The organism is Solimicrobium silvestre (assembly GCF_002976435.1).
GTDB classification, from domain to species: Bacteria; Pseudomonadota; Gammaproteobacteria; order Burkholderiales; family Burkholderiaceae_D; genus Solimicrobium; species Solimicrobium silvestre.
In genome coordinates, this window is record NZ_PUGF01000001.1 from 94159 (window position 1) to 113197 (window position 19039).

At 44.6% G+C, this 19039-nt stretch carries 17 protein-coding genes; 7 read left to right on the forward strand and 10 right to left on the reverse strand.

Features of this window, described 5'->3' with window-relative positions; genetic code table 11:
• Window positions 1-29: 29 nt before the first annotated feature.
• The 3 genes from S2091_RS00390 to clpS all read right to left on the reverse strand — a co-directional run bounded on the left by S2091_RS00390 (window position 30) and on the right by clpS (window position 3327).
• A complete protein-coding gene (locus tag S2091_RS00390; protein ID WP_105529801.1) occupies window positions 30-536 on the reverse strand; it encodes a DinB family protein in 507 nt (168 codons plus the stop codon).
• A gap of 188 nt (window positions 537-724) precedes the next feature.
• A complete protein-coding gene (gene clpA, locus S2091_RS00395; RefSeq protein WP_105529802.1) occupies window positions 725-3022 on the reverse strand; it encodes an ATP-dependent Clp protease ATP-binding subunit ClpA in 2298 nt (765 codons plus the stop codon).
• Window positions 3019-3327 (reverse strand): ATP-dependent Clp protease adapter ClpS, encoded by a 309-nt coding sequence (gene clpS, locus S2091_RS00400; protein ID WP_105529803.1) that lies wholly within the window; start codon window positions 3325-3327, stop codon window positions 3019-3021. The genes clpA and clpS overlap by 4 nt, the downstream gene beginning before the upstream one ends.
• Before the next feature lie 419 nt (window positions 3328-3746).
• Here clpS and cspE point away from each other — a divergent pair, with 419 nt between their 5' ends.
• Window positions 3747-3953: a transcription antiterminator/RNA stability regulator CspE gene (gene cspE, locus S2091_RS00405; protein ID WP_105529804.1), complete on the forward strand. Its 207-nt coding sequence runs from the start codon at window positions 3747-3749 to the stop codon at window positions 3951-3953.
• Window positions 3954-4070: 117 nt separating this feature from the next.
• On the opposite strand, the gene icd is transcribed toward cspE, so the two are convergent.
• Window positions 4071-5324, reverse strand: a complete 1254-nt coding sequence (icd, locus tag S2091_RS00410; RefSeq protein WP_105529805.1) for an NADP-dependent isocitrate dehydrogenase — start codon at window positions 5322-5324, stop codon at window positions 4071-4073.
• Between the two features lie 319 nt (window positions 5325-5643).
• Between icd and S2091_RS00415 the strand changes: the two genes are divergently transcribed.
• The gene (locus S2091_RS00415) at window positions 5644-6192 is read left to right on the forward strand and encodes a pseudouridine synthase (RefSeq protein WP_105529806.1); all 549 of its coding nucleotides are present in this window, start codon (window positions 5644-5646) and stop codon (window positions 6190-6192) included.
• A 75-nt stretch (window positions 6193-6267) separates the two neighbouring features.
• Window positions 6268-6705 carry a DUF192 domain-containing protein gene (locus S2091_RS00420; RefSeq protein ID WP_105529807.1) on the forward strand — a complete coding sequence of 146 codons (438 nt, stop codon included), beginning with the start codon at window positions 6268-6270 and terminating at the stop codon, window positions 6703-6705.
• Window positions 6706-6866: 161 nt separating this feature from the next.
• On the opposite strand, the gene rpsT is transcribed toward S2091_RS00420, so the two are convergent.
• Complete coding sequence (gene rpsT / locus S2091_RS00425) at window positions 6867-7130, reverse strand: 30S ribosomal protein S20 (RefSeq protein WP_105529808.1); 264 nt, start codon at window positions 7128-7130, stop codon at window positions 6867-6869.
• Between the two features lie 182 nt (window positions 7131-7312).
• Here rpsT and murJ point away from each other — a divergent pair, with 182 nt between their 5' ends.
• From murJ to elbB, 4 genes are all read left to right on the forward strand, one after another.
• Complete coding sequence (gene murJ / locus S2091_RS00430; protein ID WP_105529809.1) at window positions 7313-8863, forward strand: murein biosynthesis integral membrane protein MurJ; 1551 nt, start codon at window positions 7313-7315, stop codon at window positions 8861-8863.
• Window positions 8864-8995: 132 nt separating this feature from the next.
• Window positions 8996-9430 (forward strand): cupin domain-containing protein, encoded by a 435-nt coding sequence (locus S2091_RS00435; RefSeq protein WP_243405252.1) that lies wholly within the window; start codon window positions 8996-8998, stop codon window positions 9428-9430.
• A gap of 21 nt (window positions 9431-9451) precedes the next feature.
• Window positions 9452-10090, forward strand: coding sequence for a LysE family translocator (locus S2091_RS00440; protein WP_105529810.1), 639 nt, complete (start codon window positions 9452-9454; stop codon window positions 10088-10090).
• 31 nt (window positions 10091-10121) lie between these two features.
• The gene (gene elbB / locus S2091_RS00445) at window positions 10122-10790 is read left to right on the forward strand and encodes an isoprenoid biosynthesis glyoxalase ElbB (protein ID WP_105529811.1); all 669 of its coding nucleotides are present in this window, start codon (window positions 10122-10124) and stop codon (window positions 10788-10790) included.
• 13 nt (window positions 10791-10803) lie between these two features.
• Here the strand turns inward: elbB and S2091_RS00450 are convergent, their stop codons facing one another.
• The 5 genes from S2091_RS00450 to S2091_RS00470 form a co-directional block, all read right to left on the reverse strand.
• Window positions 10804-11790, reverse strand: a complete 987-nt coding sequence (locus S2091_RS00450; protein WP_105529812.1) for a hypothetical protein — start codon at window positions 11788-11790, stop codon at window positions 10804-10806.
• Window positions 11791-11876: 86 nt separating this feature from the next.
• Complete coding sequence (locus S2091_RS00455; RefSeq protein WP_105529813.1) at window positions 11877-12272, reverse strand: TfoX/Sxy family protein; 396 nt, start codon at window positions 12270-12272, stop codon at window positions 11877-11879.
• 61 nt (window positions 12273-12333) lie between these two features.
• Window positions 12334-13512, reverse strand: a complete 1179-nt coding sequence (locus S2091_RS00460) for an acyltransferase family protein (protein WP_243405253.1) — start codon at window positions 13510-13512, stop codon at window positions 12334-12336.
• 132 nt (window positions 13513-13644) lie between these two features.
• Entirely contained in the window at window positions 13645-15543 is a 1899-nt protein-coding gene (locus S2091_RS00465; RefSeq protein WP_105530167.1) for an ATP-binding cassette domain-containing protein, read from the reverse strand.
• Window positions 15544-15707: 164 nt separating this feature from the next.
• Window positions 15708-18737: an EAL domain-containing protein gene (locus S2091_RS00470; RefSeq protein WP_105529814.1), complete on the reverse strand. Its 3030-nt coding sequence runs from the start codon at window positions 18735-18737 to the stop codon at window positions 15708-15710.
• Window positions 18738-19039 lie beyond the last annotated feature (302 nt).

The window sequence follows — 19039 nt, forward strand, 5'->3', positions numbered from 1 at the left end:
CTACTCGCTAATTAATTTTCCAAGCGCTATTAATTCTGAGGCACATCACGTAAAAACACCGGAAGATCGGTCGCCGGGGGAATAACCGGCACCTGATACAGCATGTCGCCGACGAATCCACGATGATATGTTCCATGGTTTACCACATGTAAAATCATTTGCGCTCGCGTCATTCTGCCTGCACCACCATCGACAAAATGAAAATTGATCATCTCGCCCAGCGCATCGGCCGTTAACTTATCACTCAATTCCACATACCAGTTATCTAAAACTTGCACCGACTGCCACAGTTGTTCAAGTGGTGGATGAGTCGGCGTATTACGCGCTTGATAATCATGCTTTCGCCCCTCCAGATGTGCCTGAAAAATATGGTCGATCACGTAGATATGATTAAGGGTGTGCACCATGTTTTTAAAACGGGTGGGACGCTCCTTGGTTGCCTCATCGGCAGGCAAGGACGCAACGGTTTCATAAATTATTTTATTAGCCCATGCCTTATAGCGGGTGAGCATTCGAATGTTGTTTAATTCAGTCATAGAAATAGATGTTATGAGAAAATTTCAGTTATAGAGGGTGAGCACAAAGCTATATCCACTCTACTCGTTTACCAATGAAAACACCGCCTGACAGGCGGTGTTTTTTATTTATCATCGTTCTAAATATACTACTCAAAATAATATTTATACGTACCACTGTATATTTACAGGCTCTGAGTCAAATTCAACTACTCTGCTTCCACAGCTTCTTGGGTTGCCGATGGTCGCGCATCACCTTCTGAAAAATCCAGTTTGATCTGATTATTTTCATCCAGATCAACCTGCACTTTTCCGCCTGAGACTAACTTACCAAATAACAGTTCATCGGCCAGTGCTTTACGTATCGTATCTTGAATCAAGCGCGCCATTGGACGTGCGCCCATCAATGGATCAAAGCCTTTTTTACCGAGGAATTGTCGTAAATTATCAGTGAAAATAGCATCCACTTTTTTCTCATGCAACTGCTCTTCCAGCTGCATCAAGAACTTATCAACCACCCGTAAAATAATCGCTTCATCCAGCGCGCCAAAGCTAATAATGGCGTCTAAACGATTACGGAATTCCGGTGTAAACATGCGCTTAATATCGGCCATTTCATCGCCGGCTTCTTTATTGTCAGTGAAGCCAATGGAACGTTTCTGCAAGCTCTCTGCACCAGCGTTCGTAGTCATGATAATAATCACATTGCGGAAGTCTGCCTTGCGACCGTTATTGTCGGTGAGCGTGCCGTGATCCATCACCTGCAACAAAATATTAAACACATCGGGATGCGCTTTTTCTATCTCATCAAGCAACAATACCGTATGCGGTTTTTTAGAAATCGCTTCGGTCAGCAAACCGCCCTGGTCAAATCCGACATAACCCGGTGGCGCGCCGATTAAACGGCTCACAGCATGGCGCTCCATGTATTCGGACATATCAAAACGAATTAACTCAATGCCCAAAGTGAACGCTAACTGCTTCGCCATTTCGGTTTTACCAACCCCGGTTGGGCCGGAAAACAGGAAAGAACCGATTGGTTTATCGAGTTTGCCTAAACCAGCGCGCGCCATCTTGATGGCCGAAGACAAGGCATCAATCGCCGGGTCTTGACCAAACACGACATTTTTCAAATCGCGCTCGATGGTTTGCAGTTTGCTGCGATCATCCTGGTTAACTGTTTGCGGCGGAATTCTCGCAATCTTAGAAATGATTTCTTCAATTTCTAATCGCCCAATGGTTTTCTTTTGCTTTGATTTAGGCAACACGCGTTGCGCAGCGCCAGCCTCGTCAATCACATCAATCGCCTTATCGGGCAAATGGCGGTCATTGATAAACCGTGCCGACAATTCTGCTGCTGAAGTCAGCGCAGAAGCCGAGTATTTAACGTTGTGATGCTCTTCAAAGCGTGTTTTCAAACCGCGTAAAATCTGCACAGTTTGCTCTATGGTCGGCTCAATTACGTCGATTTTTTGGAAGCGACGTGACAAAGCATGATCCTTTTCAAACACACCACGATATTCGGTGTAAGTGGTTGCACCTATGCATTTTAATTGGCCCGATGAAAGCGCAGGCTTTAACAAATTAGAGGCGTCCAGCGTCCCACCCGATGCAGAACCAGCACCGATAATGGTATGGATTTCATCAATAAACAAAATCCCGTTCGGCGCATCTTTTAACTGTTTCAAGACCGCTTTTAAGCGTAATTCAAAGTCGCCCCGATATTTTGTCCCAGCCAGCAAAGAACCCATGTCGAGCGAATACACGACGGCATTCTGCAAAATATCGGGTACATCGCCCAAGGTGATGCGCAAAGCTAAGCCTTCCGCGATGGCGGTTTTACCGACGCCAGCTTCACCGACCAATAAAGGATTATTTTTTCGGCGGCGGCATAAAATTTGCACAACCCGCTCTACTTCGCTGTCGCGACCAACCAGTGGATCAATTTTTCCTTCGGCAGCGGCTATGTTCAGATTCAAGGTAAATTGATCTAAAGCACTTTCTTTGGCCTGCGCTTCGCTATGCGATTCTTCTATGCCATCGGGTGATTTCTGCGCATCAGTTGGATTATCTTTTCTAACGCCATGCGAAATAAAGTTAACCACATCTAAACGCGTTACGCCTTGCTGATGCAGGTAGTACACCGCGTGCGAATCTTTTTCACCAAAAATAGCCACCAGCACATTCGCGCCTGTGACTTCTTTCTTACCATTGGAGGCAGATTGAACGTGCATAATCGCACGTTGAATCACGCGTTGAAAACCTAGCGTAGGTTGAGTATCTACCTCACCCGTGCCAGCTACCGTCGGCGTGTTATCGCTAACGAAGTTGCTCAGAGTTTTACGCAAATCTTCAATATTCACAGCGCATGCGCGCATAACTTCAGCTGCGGAAGGATTATCTAATAAAGCGAGCAATAGATGCTCTACAGTAATGAATTCATATCGAGCTTGCCGCGCTTCAACAAACGCCATATGTAAACTTACTTCTAATTCTTGCGCAATCATACTTCCTCCATCACACATTGCAGGGGATGCCCTGCTTGCCTGGCATATGCCATTACTAAATCAACTTTCGTCGCAGCAATATCTTTAGGAAAAACTCCGCATACGCCCTTACCATCACGATGTACTTTAAGCATGATTTGCATCGCTGTTTCACGGCCTTTATTAAAGTATTCCTGAATCACGATAACCACAAATTCCATTGGGGTATAGTCGTCATTCAATAAAACCACTTGATACATTGAGGGCGGCTTTAACTTTTCTGTCTGCCGCTCTATCACTGTACTATTTTCGTGCTTATTTGCCATAAGTAAATTTAACAGATTCCAACTAATTCAAAGCTTCAAATAAACAGTGTAATTCAAATTTTGCGTCATGCGCTTTCGTTGCTAAAAGATGGCGCTAAATTGCTGAAGATCAATAGCTGAATTCATGCTTTAGTGAATTAATTTCATTTAAATTGCCTTGACGAAACATATGTCGAGTGTTGTAAATTCCCACTAAAAATGTGGCTAATTGCTGTTTTAAAACAGTTTTTCGTGAAAAATTCCATACAAAACATAATGCTCTCGTGAAAATTCTTGACATTGTTAATCTTTGATACAAAAATGAAATTGTTAATGAGATATTTTCTTCTCACTAACAATGAGAGGGCAAGTTTAGGAGGATTGGCATATTGCTGAATTTCTGGCGGCTCGTGTTTTTGATATTTTCTGAAAGATGTATTATGGCAACTGGCACAGTTAAATGGTTTAATGATTCAAAAGGCTTCGGCTTTATCACTCCGGATGACGGCGGTGAAGACTTATTCGCCCACTTCTCAGCAATCCAAATGAACGGATTCAAAACGCTTAAAGAAGGCCAAAAAGTACAATTTGAAGTGACTCAAGGGCCTAAAGGCAAGCAAGCATCAAATATTCAAGCTCCTAATTAATTTTTAGGATTGCTTATCAAGCTCCGCTCGCGGAGCTTTTTTTGTTGGTGAAATCATATTTACCAATAAAAAAAGACCGATAAATCGGTCTTTTTTTATTTCAAACTATAGAACTGATTACATGTTTTCGATCATGGCATCGCCAAAACCTGAGCAAGACAACTGTGTAGCGCCTTCCATCAAACGGGCGAAATCGTAAGTTACCCGTTTTTGAGCAATCGATTTGCTCATTGAGCTAATCAACAAATCAGCCGCTTCCAACCAACCCATGTGACGCAACATCATTTCAGCGGATAAAATTAATGAACCTGGGTTCACATAATCTTTACCAGCATATTTTGGCGCTGTGCCGTGTGTTGCTTCGAACATCGCGATGGAATCAGACAAGTTAGCGCCTGGAGCGATACCAATACCGCCAACCTGAGCTGCTAACGCATCGGAAATATAATCGCCATTCAAATTCAATGTAGCAATAACGCTGTATTCCGCTGGACGCAACAAAATTTGTTGCAAGAATGCATCAGCAATAGAATCTTTAACGATGATTTCTTTACCAGTTTTTGGATTCTTGAATTTGCACCATGGGCCGCCATCAATCAATTCAGCACCGAATTCTTTTTGCGCTAATGCATATGCCCAATCACGGAAACCACCTTCGGTGTATTTCATGATGTTGCCTTTGTGAACGATAGTCACGGATGGCTTGTCGTTATCAATCGCGTATTGAATTGCTTTACGTACCAAACGCTCAGTGCCTTCGCGTGAAACTGGCTTGATACCGATACCGGAAGTTTCTGGGAAGCGGATCTTTTTAACGCCCATTTCATTGACCAGGAATGCGATCAATTTCTTAACTTGATCTGAACCTTCTTGGAATTCAACACCAGCATAAATGTCTTCCGAGTTTTCACGGAAAATCACCATGTCGGTTTTTTCTGGCTCACGCACTGGTGAAGGAACGCCTTTGAAATAACGCACTGGACGCAAGCAAACATACAAATCCAACTCTTGACGCAAAGCCACGTTCAATGAACGGATCCCGCCGCCAACTGGCGTAGTCAATGGGCCTTTGATCGATACAACGTAATCTTTTAAAACGCGTAATGTTTCTTCTGGCAACCAAACATCCGGGCCATATACTTGAGTTGATTTTTCGCCAGCGTAGATTTCCATCCAGCTAATTTTGCGTTGACCACCGTAAGCTTTAGCAACGGCTGCATCAATTACCTTGATCATCACTGGGCTAATATCTACACCAGTGCCATCGCCTTCGATATAAGGAATGATCGGATTGTGCGGAACGTTGATTGAATAATCAGCATTGACGGTGATTTTTTGACCGTCGGTAGGTACTTTAATGTGTTGATACATTGTGTTCTCCGAAGTAAGGCAGCGCTAGTCAGCGCCTGTAGTAGATAAGTCAGATCTTATTGTATACATTGAATTGCGATTTACACTGTTTTGTAATTTTTAGCGCAGCTCAATGTTAATTCCTATATTCTTTGGGACTTATGCAAAATTGGTCCAGCAAGGCATATCAACGCTGACAGTACTTTAGTACGGCAAGGAGATATAACGCCGCTGGGGCAGTTTTGCATGAGCCCCTGCTCTTATATAAGACATAAGACAGGTGATTTCACATTATGCACTAGTATTTTACTAGATGCCATAAATTTGCGACACTCTCGGTATGAAACTCATTCTATTCAATAAACCATTCCAGGTCATGAGCCAATTCTCAGCTCACGAAACCCGCCCAACGCTAGCTAACTACATCACCATCCCCGGCATTTATCCTGCCGGACGACTGGATGCAGACAGCGAAGGATTAATGCTGCTCACCGATAACGGTCAACTACAGCACAAAATTAGCCATCCTGACCATAAGGAAGCAAAAACGTATTTAGTCCAAGTGGAAGGAATTCCAGACAAAGAACAGTTGCACCGCTTGAGTCAACCGCTCAACTTAGGCGATTTCACCACCCAACCGTGCCAAGTACAACATATACAGCCTCCCGAATGGCTTTGGCCGCGCACCCCGCCTATTCGGGAAAGAATTGAAATTCCAACCAACTGGCTGGCGATAACACTAAAAGAAGGTAAAAACCGTCAAGTCAGGCGCATGACAGCCGCTGTGGGCTTACCCACTTTACGCTTAGTGCGTAGCGCTATTGGGCCATATTCGCTGGCAAGCCACCCACTTTTGCCAGGGGAATGGCTTGAAGTTACTTTAAAATAACAATTCGGCACTAGCTTCCGATGAAAAGGCAGGGTATCCTGCTTTTTTCATATTCACTTATTACCTTTACACACTATGCGAACATTTATTTTCCGCGCTACCAGCACCCTTCTTCTCACGCTCGCCATGAGTCCCGCATTTGCGCAACAAAGTCTGCCAGTAAAACAACTCACTGCCGGCATGTTTGTGATTCAAGCTGAAATTGCCTCAACGGAAGAACAACGTGAAACGGGCTTAATGAATCGCAAGGAAATGGGACAAAACAATGGCATGTTGTTTGTATTTGATCGCCCAGCCGGTTATTGCATGTGGATGAAAAATACTCTGCTACCGCTTTCCGTAGCTTTTATGGATAACGAAGGCGTTATTTTAAATATCGAAGAAATGCTGCCGCAAACAGAAACCAATCATTGCACGGTTAAGCCTGCCCGTTACGCATTAGAAATGAATGCAGAGTGGTTTAAGCGTAAAAACATTAAGCCCGGCACCAAAATTGATGTATTGAAACCGTAAATCAGCATAACCGAGCGTTAACTCATTAACAGCAAATGAGTAACGCTAGACGACAAAAAACCACACGAATAAATTCATGTGGTTTTTTTGCACTCACCCTAATTAAAGGGTCACACTGCTAAGTTTTACGACTACCTTTATTACAAAGTAGCCCTAAACAATTAAGACAATGCTTTTAAAGCAGCAGCTAAACGGCTTTTATGACGAGCAGCTTTGTTTTTGTGGATAATTTTTTTATCCGCAATGCTATCAATAGTAGACACTGAAGCCTGAAATATTGAAGTTGCAACAGCTTTGTCGCCAGCCAAAATTGCCTTACGAACTGCTTTGATAGCAGTACGCAAAGTCGAACGTTGACTAGAGTTGTGAGCGTTTTGTTTTACTGCTTGACGAGCACGTTTGCGCGCTTGTGCGGTATTTGCCATGAAATTTCCTAAACGATGTCAATGTGCCGTCACAAATTGCGATGGCAGAGAATTCTGTACAGCTCGCTATTCTAATCGAATTTATTTGAACTTACAAGAACGACTTAACTTTCCTACGCAAATTACCAGTAATCAGTTGCTTTCAGCACTATAAATACCACATCCCGTTATAATGCCGCTCCATGAACCTGCTTAAAACCCTCGCTACCATGAGTAGCATGACGATGCTTTCGCGCATTACCGGCCTAATCCGTGACATGTTGTTTGCAAAGCTGATCGGCGCATCCGCCTATTCGGATGCTTACTATATCGCCTTTCGCATTCCCAATTTATTACGTCGCGTCTTCGCCGAAGGGGCATTTTCCCAGGCTTTTGTTCCCATTCTGGCGGAATATAAAAATCAACAAGGGCATGATGCGACCAAGTCCTTAGTTAATTCGGTAGCAACCATACTAACTTGGTGTCTACTCATTACGAGTTTCATCGGCGTTGTGGCCGCGCCCTTATTTGTGTACGCACTTGCCAGCGGTTTTGTCAGCAATCCAGAAAAATTTAATGTCACCGTCGTCATGACCCGCATTATGTTTCCTTACATTGGAATGATTTCATTGGTCGCCCTGGCAGGCGGCATTTTAAATACTTGGCATGAATTTAAGATCCCCGCTTTCTCACCCGTCTTGTTGAATGTGTCTTCTATTGGCTGTGCTTTTTTATTAGCGCCGCAATTAGCGCAACCTGTTTATGCGTTCGCCATTGCCGTTGTCATCGGTGGCGTTTTGCAGCTTGCGATACAAATTCCCGCTTTAATTAAAATTGGCATGCTGCCCAAGATTTCGTTAAAACCTATTGCGGCGTTCCAAGACCCTGCTGTCAAACGTATTTTAAAAAATATGGGTCCGGCTATTTTTGCGGTTTCCGCTTCCCAAATCAGTATATTGATTAACTCAAATATAGCCTCGCAATTAGCCACTGGCAGCGTTTCCTGGCTATATTGTGCGGATCGTTTAATGGAATTTCCAACCGCTTTATTGGGAGTGACCTTAGGCACAGTGTTGCTACCCAGCTTATCCAAAGCTAACAGCGTAGGCGACCATGAAGAGTATTCTTCTCTATTAGACTGGGGATTACGCCTTACTTTTTTATTGGCACTGCCAGCCGCCGTTGGACTAGCCACCTTATCGGTACCACTCACTACCGTGTTATTTCATTACGGTAAATTTGATGGCCTGGCAGTTATCCAGACCAGCCATGCTTTAGTGGCTTATGGCATAGGTTTGATCGGTTTAATCTTGGTTAAAATTTTAGCACCCGGTTTTTATGCCAAACAAAATATCAAAACACCGGTGAAAATTGCCATTGGCGTGTTGGTGGCAACGCAAATAATGAATTCCATTTTTGTGCCCAGCCTGGCGCATGTCGGGCTGGCTTTATCGGTCGGCTTAGGCGCGTGTTTAAATGCCGGCTTTTTATTTGCTTTGCTCAAACGTCACGGTATTTACAAACCGCAACCAGGATGGCTGTTCTTTTTCATCAAGCAAACCGGTGCGCTGTTGTTAATGGCAGCAGTTGCGCTCTATCTCAATAGTCAGTTTGACTGGGTAGCGTTACAAAAACACTACTATTTACGTGCATTGTATTTAACAGGCGTATTGTCAGCCTGCATGTTCGTTTATTTTGTTAGTTTGTTTGCAATGGGTTTTCGGTTTGCCGACTTTAGGCGTATCTCAAAATAACAAAGCTGCACTTTAAGCCAGTAGCGAGATTGAAGCGGCGAATCTTTAAATGCTAATATTTGCATTTATTGTCCCCGCTACTAAGTGCGTTTTTTGTAAGCGAATTAAGTGAATTACCAAGAGGAGACGGATATGAACAACTGCTTAAAAAACTGCATTCAATCATCCTTGTTACGGTCATTTTTTTCAATTTGTAGCACATTACTTTTCTCATTTACGCTCATTTCCACTAGCTACGCAGATGATTCGACATATCGAACCGAATTAAATCGCACTGATTTTTCGGGTACACCAAATATGGAAATTGTCAGCTCGATTGTTGAATTTAAACCCGGCGATTTCGTTCATAAACATTTTCATCACGGCGTAGAATCGGCGTATGTTTTACAGGGCGCGATGATACAAGAACCGGGTAAAAAACCGCGCATGCTGGCCACCGGAACGCCCCTTTTAAATCAGCGTGATGTCATGCACGGCGGATTCACCATCGTCGGCGATACCAATCTTAAAATTTTTACTGTTCACGTTGTTGACAAAAACAAGCCTTTATACGATGAAGGCAAATAAACTTAACCATTTTTAAAACTCATGCTACTCACTCCTGAACAATTTTTTGGCTTTTTAGCCGCCGCTCTTTTAATCACTGTTTCACCGGGTCCAGATAATTTAATGGTATTAGGTGTTGGCATTTCACGCGGACGCAAACAAGGTATGGCGTTTGGCTTGGGATGCGCACTCGGCTGCTTGTCGCATACCTTGCTAGCAGCACTTGGCATCAGCGCGCTGATCGCCGCCTCACCTATCGCCTTTAGCGCCTTAAAAATTGCGGGCGGCTTATATCTTATTTACTTGGGCGTGCAAGCATTGCGCAGCAGTGGCTTAAGTACGCCAACTAAGCTGGGCGCAACGTCAATGTCAGAAGAAACGCTGTTGAAATTATTTTCCAAGGGTTTAATTGCCAACAGCATCAATCCCAAAGTCGTGCTGTTTTTCCTCTCATTTTTACCGCAATTTGTATTGCAAAAAAATGGCCACATCGGTTGGCAAACTGCTCAACTAGGTTTAATTTTTACGGCTCAAGGAGTCCTGTTATTTAGCTTGCTCGGTTATTTTTCCGGCGCGGTTGGACAATGGTTAAATCAACGTCCAAAAGCAGGATTATGGCTAGATAGAGTTGCTGGCAGCATTTTTATTGCTTTAGGTTTGCGCTTGGTATTTACCCGCTAATTTACGGTTCAATTATTTAAAAGGATACAACATGAAAGTAGCGATCGTTTTATCTGGCTGCGGCGTTTTTGATGGCGCAGAAATTCATGAGAGCGTATTAACCATGCTCGCGCTATCCTGCGCAGGTGTTCCCTACCAATGTATGGCGCCCAACATCAATCAAGCGCACGTGATTAACCATTTAACAGGCCAAGTCACTGAAGGCGAAAACCGCAATGTGTTAGTGGAATCTGCCAGGATTGCCCGTGGTGAAATTATCGATATCAAAAACGCCGATAGCCATGACTACGCCGCCGTATTTTTCCCAGGTGGTTTTGGCGCAGCGAAAAACCTCTCCGACTTCGCATTTAAAGGCAGTGCCTGCCAAATCCAGCCCGACGTTTTACACTTCGCCAAAGCGATGGCCGCCGCAAAAAAACCGGCCTGCTACATTTGTATCTCGCCAACCATGATTCCTCGAATTTATGGGCAAGACGCCAAACTGACCATCGGCAATGACCAAGCTACCGCACAAGCGATTGAAGCAATGGGCGGCGAGCACATTGATTGTCCGGTGCAGGAATTTGTGGTGGATGCAGAGCGAAAATTAGTCAGCACGCCAGCTTATATGCTGGCGCAAAACATTGCTGAAGCAGCGGCGGGAATTGAGGCGGCGGTTGAAGCGACGTTGGCGATGATAGCGACTGAAGCGAGGACATAACTAAGATTCAATATCAGGCCCGATACGTCTTCAACCAGGCCTTGATGTTTTTAACGTCTTTCAATTCGCGCAGATCACGCGCAAAGCCGCTAGTGTGCTTCTTCATTTGCGCGATCTCACGCGTTAATTCTGCTAGCAAAAAAGCAGGCGCCAGATTAGCTTTATCCCCTAACTGAAAACGCGCTTTAAAGCCGGATTGAGATTGCCTGATTTCCATCGCCAGATCATCCGATTGTCCGGCCAATACCTGGTTGTAATGATTCAGATTCAATTCATTAAGCGTATTCAATCTAGCCTGATCCATCTGCTCCAACTCCAACTGCAACTCCAGTAACTGCAGTAAATCGCCATTGGCATACGCCATATTCACACGCTGCATCAAACCGGTTTTACGTACACGCTCCAGCGGGTCTTGTTCTTTATCGGGATGCAAACTACTGGCAAGTTTGCGGTACACGGCGCGCACCGACTGGCTGCCCTTTTGCTCTTGTTTTTCCAGCCGGGCTTGCTGGGCGCGCTGCCGCGCCATTTTTTTGGCCGCACTGTAATCCGGTACATCCTCAACGTAGTCCTGCGTGCTATCCAGTTCTTCCAATTCTTCCGACTCGTTAACCACAGCGATATCGGTATGGTGATGACGATTAAAAATCGCCTTCAGTTGCGGCGCTCCGTTGTCCTTATTCATTAACTCCACAGCGATGGAACTGATAAAGCCGGATAATTTTTCCTGATCCGTCTGATTAAAAATAGCGTCAAAATACGCCGCATCCAATAACAGCACCAGATCGGTACGATGCTGATTGTAAGCCGAATACAACGGCACATACTCACTGGCATATTTTTGTTCATACGACGACACAGTCGCTTGCCAGTCACTCAATTGCTGGCGTTGCATATCGATTTTTTTGATTAAATTATTGAACAACTGCTGCTCTGCTGATAATGGGGTTGCGCTTTGTTTTTGCTCAATATTGATGACGGATGAGACAGGTGTTTTCATGAAAGTAGTAAATAAAAAATGGGAGGATTAGGTTGCGCGACTGAGCAAACATTGAGTGAATTTAATTAAAGCGAAACCTGCATTTTTTAACTCAACTGTGTAGGGCTCAATTTTTTACTCACCTTAGGCTGCGCTTTTTTTGCTTTGGCTTTAGGATTTGCCGCCTTACGTAACGCAGCGGCTAATCCAAGTCTGGCCCAGCGGCTCATCTCATGGGGATTATCCAGCGCTTCGTCAGGTGCACGGTAGTAGCGCATTGAAAACAACTGGCCTTCTTTTTCATAGGTAAACGGCGGACAGTCGACGGCGATGAATTCGGCTTCGTTTTCATCGTCACCTTTAAAATACAGATAGTCGTCGGCGATGAGCGCGCAAAATAAATCATTAATATAAATGCCCACACCACCGAACATGCGCTTGCTGCGCACGTTACCGAGCGGGGCTAATAACTCATGCACGTATGCGACGAAATCGGATGACATGGATGCGCCCTTAAAGAATTATCGATAGTGTTTTTCTTGAATTTCAAGACAATATCATAATTTAGTGAGCGCTTAAATTTAGCCCAGCTCCTAATTTATTCGCACTGTCAGTTGAATACAGTCGAGCACGTAATTTCATAAAAGGGGTTTCAATCAGTCGATACAACAACCAGCCGCCTAAGATGCTCACTGTCATGATAATCGCGATGCCCCAAAACGATGCCGTATCAATATTCAACTTGACCAACGGTGCCTTCAACACTTTAAAGATAGGCTTATGCGCCAAATAAATTGCATATGACCATAACGCGATGCTGGCAGCACCCGGTATCTGGATTCGATTCAGCAAAGAAGCCGGACTGAGCGCCGCCAACGTTAATATCGCAAAGCTGGTCGCCAATAACGGATAGCCGAATGTGGTCAGATAAAAGCTAAACCCGGCATTTTCTGTATAGAGAAACTGTGACAGCAAATAAAACATGGTTGCCACCGCCATCAATCCCGCCACGAGCAATGCGTTTCCTTTGCGCAGAATTTTTGTATAAGTCTCGGTATGATAATTTTTAAGCAGGGCTATTGCCACGCCGGGCAATAGCTCGTCAAACCGGGCGAAGCTCGAATAGTAAATATGCTGATAATAATCAAAGCCGGTAATTGCACTGTGCCCGTAATCAAACCACGCCATTCCGCGCACGACCATGCCTGCCACAATGGCAGCGACTATCACCAGCCAGGCTAGCCAAATTGAGCGTTTAATTGAGGTGATGACTGAAAAGAGAAAAATGACGACTATCGGCAAGATCAGGTAAAACTGCTCTTCAATACAAAGCGACCAGGAATGAGTGAAAGTTTCGCCCGGGCGCATACCCAAGTTTTGCGTAAATGTGAGAAATTGCCATAGCGATGCAGCTGTTGTTCCGCCCAGCGCCAAGGGAAACAAAAAGTACATAGCTAAGATGAAGTAGTAATTAGGTAAGGTGCGCAACAGGCGCTTGATGTAAAACGTAGTGAGGGGGAATTTCCTGTTTTGCGCATATGCCGACAATATCTGATTCCCGATCAGGTAACCGCTTAACACAAAGAATAAATCAACCCCGGTCCAGCCGATTTCACCGAAAAATCCAAAGGGATTACTGGCGCTGACGACCACCATGTAGTGGTACATCAACACCAGTAAAATCGCTGCTGCGCGCAGCGTATCAAGCCCGTGTATGCGGTTAGCCGTCTGGTTTTGCATCATTGATTTTTCAAGAGTAGACTTGTTCGTTTTACCGTTATTCATAATTGAAATCAATGACTGTATTTCGTTGGATGTACCGACTAGATTGTTGAGCTTGCGCTACACTAGCCCAACAATCTTCGCTGAGGCGAATTATTCCTTACTACGCGCCTCAATCGCTTCCCACTGCTCCAAACTCACCAGCAATAACTCATCAATTTCTGCGTAACGCTGGTTGAGCTTATTCACTTCATCCGGCTGGGTTTTGTACAAATTGGTGTCTTGCAGACGCACCGTAATAACTTGCTGCTCCGCTTCCAGTTTGGCGATTTGCTTGGGCAAGTCTTCCAATTCACGCTGTTCTTTATAGCTTAGCTTTTTTGCTTTGGAAGCTGGCTCGGCTTTAGTGACTACTTTAGCTGCCGACTTAGAAGCAGTTTTAGCGTTTTCTTTCACGCTATTGGCATAACGTTCCCAGTCACTGAAGCCGCCGATATATTCGTTCCACTGGCCTTCACCTTCAGAGACGATAACTTGAGTAACCACGTTGTCCAAAAAGGCGCGGTCATGGCTAACCAAAAACACGGTGCCGGTGTAGTTCTCTAATAATTCTTCCAGCAATTCCAGCGTATCAATATCCAGATCATTGGTCGGTTCATCCAGCACTAAAGCGTTGGCTGGCTTAGCGAACAAACGCGCTAACAACAAGCGGTTACGTTCACCACCGGACAAGGATTTAACCGGTGATCTGGCACGTTCGGCTGCGAATAAAAAGTCATTCAAATAAGTCATGACATGTTTTTTCTGACCGTTGATTTCTACCCAGTCAGAACCCGGCGCAATGGTTTCTGCCAAGCTGGCTTCTTCATTAAGCTGCGCACGCATTTGATCAAAATACGCGACTTGCAATTTACTACCTTGTTTGATGGTGCCGGAATCCGGTGTTTCTTCACCCAGGATCATTTTCAGCAACGTGGTTTTACCAGCGCCGTTAGCACCGATCAAGCCAACCTTATCGCCACGTAAAATCGTGCCGGAAAAATTATTGATAATGCACTTGCTGCCGTAGTTTTTGCAGACATTTTCTAATTCAGCGACGATTTTCCCTGAACGCTCACCAGCAGAAACATTCAAATTAACCTGACCTTGCTGGTCACGGCGGACGGTGCGCTGTTTGCGCAAATCTTCCAGACGGCGCACGCGGCCTTCATCGCGGGTGCGACGTGCTTGCACGCCTTTTCTGATCCAGATTTCTTCCTGCGCTAAAAATTTATCAAACTTGGCGTTTTCAACGACTTCGTTTTCCAGCAATTCAGCTTTGCGAGTTTGGTACGTGGTGAAGTTACCCGGGAAGGATAAAATCCGGCCGCGATCTAATTCGATAATGCGGGTGCAGACGTTATCGAGGAAAGAACGGTCATGGGTAATAAGCAGCACGCTGCCTTTAAAGTCGCGCAGCAAACCTTCTAACCATAAAATCGATGAATAATCCAAATGATTGGTTGGCTCATCAAGCAGCAATACGTCAGGCGCACTGACCAAGGCCACTGCCAAGGCAACGCGCTTTTTCATCCCGCCGGAAAGGCTGCCGATCAGCGCGTCTTTTTGCAGATTCAAACGGTCTAACGTGGCTTCCACTTTACTGCTTAAGCCCCACGCATCCGCCGCATCCAATTGCAATTGAATGTCGTGCATGCGTTCCATTAACGCGTCATCATTATCGCCGCCAAACTGGCCGCTGATGGTTTCGTATTCTTTGAGTAATGCTGGCAGTTCGCCCAAACCTTCGGCAACCGAGTCAAACACGGTTTTAGTCGGGTCAAACAGCGGTTCTTGCTCTACATAGGCAATCCGCAGGTTTTGCTGCATGACTAATAAACCGTCATCTAATTTTGACGTGCCAGCGATGACTTTGAGTAAGGATGATTTACCGGTGCCGTTGCGGCCGATTAAACCAACGCGTTCGCCGGTTTCAATCGAAAATTCGGTGTGATCCAAGAGTGCAACGTGACCAAAAGCGAGTTGCGCATTTGAGAGTGAAATAACTGCCATAACATTCATTGACGGCCAAAACGGCGCGCCCCATCCAAGTATAAAGGCAGCATTGTACCGATAACTCGGCTCTGGGATTGGATTTTAGTGGAATAAAAATGACAGAGTGCTATGCAAATAGCAAGAATGGTGTGGCCGGTAACAATCGAATACGGCCTTGATATCTAGTTATTTTGATCCAGGAATTGCTCAAAATCAATTAGCGGTAAGGGACGGCTGAAAAAATAGCCTTGGAAAGCATTGCAATCATGTTCAAAAAGAAACTGTCGCTGCTCTTCGGTTTCTACCCCTTCCGCCATCACAACCAGTCCCAGGCATTGCCCTAAGGTAATAATAGTGCGAGCAAAAATAGCATCATTGGGGTCAGTAAGTACATCACGTACAAATGAGCGGTCAATTTTCAATTGACTCACTGGCAATCGCTTTAGGTAAGAAAGTGACGAGTAACCCGTTCCAAAATCATCCAGCGCAAAACTAATTCCATAGGATTGGAGCGTCAGCATTTTTTTAATAATATTCTCAACGTTGTCCAACAATATGCTTTCAGTGATTTCCAATTTAAGTTTGTGTGGATCTGCACCGGTACGGTCAATTACCGCAATGACTTGCTCAACAAAGTTCACTGCGCAAAATTGAATTGTGCTCACGTTCACGGCAATGGTCAGGTGCGATCTTTCAGGCTGTTTTTCCCACACTGCCAACTGCGCACATGCGGTTTCCAATGCCCATAGACCCAAAGGGATAATCAAGCCGATATTTTCAGCTAATGGAATAAATTCAGCAGGTAAAATTAATCCACGTGTCGCATGCTGCCATCGGATAAGCACTTCGACGCCGATCACTCGATTTTCTCTATCAACCTGGGGTTGAAAATGCAGCACGAATTCATCGCTAGACAATCCGTGACGAAGCTCGATTTCTAACGCGACATGCGCATTGACTACATCTTGTATTTTTGAATCAAAAAACTGAAAATTATTGCGCCCTGAGGCTTTAGCCTGATACATGGCAAGATCAGCTTGCTTCAATAATTCCGAAATAATGCCTTTGCAATTGGAAAATAATGTCACCCCAATGCTCGAAGTATTTCTATGTGAGTGACCATTTAAAAGATAAGGCTGATTTAGTGTAGAAAGTATTTTGCCACCAATTTTTTCTACCTGTTCCGCAGCCTTGTTGAAATTTTCGCTTAAGTTATTTAACATCACCACGAATTCATCTCCGCCTAATCTTGCGACGGTATCTATTTCACGTACGCACAAAGAAAGGCGCTTGGCTACCTGCTGCAACAATACATCTCCAATGTCATGACCTAAGGTATCGTTAAGATTTTTAAAATGATCAAGATCAATAAACATCAACGCACCTTCGCGTCCACTACGTTTGCTATTCGCCATTGCCTGTTTAAGTCTGTCCATGAGAAGTCGCCGATTTGGCAGGCCAGTTAACGCATCGTAAAAAGCGAGTTTACTGATCTCTTCGTCTGCAGCTTTTCGTAAAGTAATATCACGAACTGTTGCATGGAGTATGTTCTCGCCTCCAATGTTGATCCGCGTTAAAAGTACTTCTGCAAAGAAAATAGTTCCATCTACGCGTTGATGTAGCCATTCAAATGTATGAGAGCCGCCGTCCAAAGAAAGGCTCATCATTTCCTGCGCCTTTTCGTCCGACCGTCTTCCGTCATGTTGAAATTCCGGCGAAGTTGTGGCCGGTGATAACTTAAGAAACTGTTCCAGATCATGACAACCGAAAAGTTTTATCGCCGCTGAATTCGCGCCAATAAACCCTTTGTCTCTGGTTGTCAGCATATGCGCTTCGCTCGACGACTCATACAAAACGCGAAAAAGCTCATCACTATCTCGAATGCGATTTCGTTGTTGATGATACTCACTTCGGTCAATGCCAACGCCAAGGTAGCCAATGACCTCATCCAACTTATTTACCAACGCCGTAACTGAAAGTAAGACCGGAAAACGAAAACCGTCCTTGCGGATATAAGTCCATTCGTGTTCATCTGGCACACGAAGAATGCGTGCTTTAGCAACGAAAGCATCAAAGTTTGGCTCAACATAAATGCCTAACTCTATAGTTAATTCACTAGCACGTTTAAGCATCTCATCATGATCATGAAAAATGGTAGGGCTCTTTTTTCCGACCATTTCTTCAGACAAATACCCTAACATGCGTTCTGCACTTTGATTGAAAATCTGAATAACGCCAAACGGATCGGTGGAAATAACAGAAAAATTAGTTCCATCCAAGATAGCCTGACGTGACTGCGTGAGTTCATTCAATTGCTTTTCATTTTTGAGTAAAGTATCTTCTACAACGATTCGTTCCGCCTGCAATGCCGTAATCAGCAAGCCAGTCAATGCGGCGCTTGTCATATAAGACCAGAGTAAGAACAGGCTTACGTGAGCATCCGGCAAAAAGAAATTACCATGTTGCGTTGCGGTTCCCCAAGCTGCGAGAATTGAAAACCCCAATACAGCCAATCCAGATCCCGTCACTCCAAAACGCAGGGCAGCCCAAGCGAATAATGGCAAGGTTAAAAATGCCAATGGCAATGTTTGACCAATTCCCTGAAAATTATGAATGAAGGTTAGCCAACCTATTGGGAGTGCGATGAAAAACCAAAGCAGCAATTCTTTTCGCTCTTGAGCCAGACGATTAATGTTGTGTTGATTTAACGTTAGAAGAACCGGGGCAGCTAACAAAACACCGATAACATCCCCCATCCACCATGAAAGCCAGGCAGAACCCATTGCGTGGACAGGAAGTAGTCCGCCCAAATTAAGTTGCAAAACTCCGCTTGATGCTGACACCAGCATCCCTAAGCAAGCTGCCAAAATAAATGTACCGACATCCTTCTTACGATCAAAAACCGCATGAAATTCACTGCGCCTGAGCAATGCAACTGTTAATAACGGAGCCAGCGTATTACCTACCGCTATGCCAGAGGCTAGTAACCAAGTGGAGCCGATCGAAAAATTAACTAAAACCGCGCCCAAAAAAATGCCCGGCCAAACGGAGCGCCCCCAAAGAAGTAAAGAGGCGACGGCGATACCTGTTGGGAGCCAGACGAGCGTGATATGCGTACCGGCATAGGGAATTTGAAGGCCAAGCCATCCGGCCATAAAATAAACGAGGGAAAGGAAAATGATTTTCAGCAACATCGTTCTTTCACGCAACATTTGGTGTGAAGTTTTTGGGGATGTGTAGTTATAGGTGGTTTATTACCATCAAAAAATCAATTTCTTGAAGCTGGTGTTTATAGAGTTATGCACTCTGAGCCAAGTGCCGACGCACAGCTATCGAATCAATTTTATGTGGCTGAATTAATCACCTATTCAGCTTAGATGATGCTTAGCTGTAATACAACGGAGATTTAACCTGGTTTCTCATTAGGACGCGGCCAAATGTGCTTTTTCCGGATTGTCTAGCAAGGCTGAATACTTTGTAGTCGTGCAAGTAAGCCATTATGTTGTTGCAATAA